The organism is Paenibacillus sp. FSL R7-0179 (assembly GCF_038002265.1).
In the GTDB taxonomy this organism is placed as follows: Bacteria; Bacillota; Bacilli; order Paenibacillales; family Paenibacillaceae; genus Paenibacillus_AQ.
On sequence record NZ_JBBOCC010000006.1, the window covers coordinates 1 to 1441 of the forward strand.

The following is a 1441-nucleotide window of genomic DNA, read 5'->3' on the forward strand; positions in this document are numbered from 1 at the left end:
GAGCATTTTGCATAATTCATTTTCAAGAAAAAAAAGAAGGTTATATCTCAAGCTGAATTGAGATTTTGAGTGAAAAAGATGAAAATGGACAGACGGGCAGAATTTTCAGAGGATTGAAATTTTAAGCGGCGTTTGTGCCTCGTTGTCTCGAGATAGCTAGCGCAGAAGCAAGCAAAATAATGGCATTCAAATATTGGTGAGTCGTGACTTTCTGAATGCCCCAAACATGTAATTGGTCTGCGGTTAGGTAGGTCTTCATTCGAGAATTGCATCGTTCTACACTTGTTCGCTTGTTGTAGAGTTCTTTCCAATTTCGGCTTTCTCGGTGTGGTAACGCATAGCGACGTAAATCGTCTCTGCTACTGACCTTAACGACCATTCCGTAATTGGAAGACGAACAGGCCGTCATACCTAAAGGACAATCCACTTTCCCCGTAGCGTGTGGACAACGAAACTTCAAACGTTCCTTTTCCTGTCCCCAATACGTCATTGGAAACCCCATCGAACAGCATGGCGTCCCTTTGCTTGTCATCCCTGCAGGAGGTTCCTTTTCGTTTCGCGGGTTCATTGGAATAATGGCCTGGGCCTTGACGCTGCGAGCCATTTCGTAGTTTTTCATTTGGTCATATCCTGCATCCAGCATGAAAAAACGAGGCTTGAATCGTTCGGCGGTTCGCTTCATGAGTGTAGGTCCCTCATCGCCATCATTTACATGAGCAGGTGTAACCTTTAGGGCAATCGGAAGTTCACTCTCCGTATCGACGGCCAGGTGCAGCTTATAGCCAAACCACTTGACTTTGTTGCCAAACGTATCGAGTTTAACTCCCCAATTGGCATTGCCGGTGAGTTCGCTTTTTCGCTTGGGTTCTTTTTTCTCGTAGGCGTGAATGGCTGCGCTGTCGATGGCGACATGCGTGCCGCCTAGGATTCCGGCTTCCTGACACTGAGCAACAAGATCCTCAAACAACTGCTGGGCAAGGTTTTTGCATGTCAGTTCGGCAAAAACCCGACTTAACGTAGAAATCGAAGGGGCGGGAATGTCCAGCCGAAGTCCACATTGGTAACGGAAACGAAGGTCAAATTCCAGTCTGCGTGCTAGGCCGGTGAACGTATCGATGTTTTCTAAGGGAGCCGCGAGTAATGCGCGAAGAATGCCTTGACGGCAGTGCCCGTCCGCTCCTCGGGGTGAAGGATTTCTTAATTGTCTCGCATACGGCCGTAGATCCAGTGCACTGAAAAAGAGGGGCAGTCGTTCTTTCGATTCAATTTTTTGAAGCTCCTCAAAGGAAAATAGACTTTCTTGGAGAATATACAAAGGGGGCTTCCTCCTCTTGAGTGTTTTGGTGTCGTTACCAAAAAACTTCTCCAAGTTGGGGTGAAGTCCTTTTTCATGCTCGAAAAACCTTTGTGTAATAAGGGCTTAGATTAATGCAAAATGCTC

At 46.7% G+C, this 1441-nt stretch carries 1 protein-coding gene; it reads right to left on the reverse strand.

Going from position 1 to position 1441, the window contains the following annotated elements; genetic code table 11:
- Positions 1–121: 121 nt before the first annotated feature.
- Positions 122–1315 carry a transposase gene (locus MKX63_RS32500; RefSeq protein ID WP_341014490.1) on the reverse strand — a complete coding sequence of 398 codons (1194 nt, stop codon included), beginning with the start codon at positions 1313–1315 and terminating at the stop codon, positions 122–124.
- Between the last annotated feature and the right edge of the window lie 126 nt (positions 1316–1441).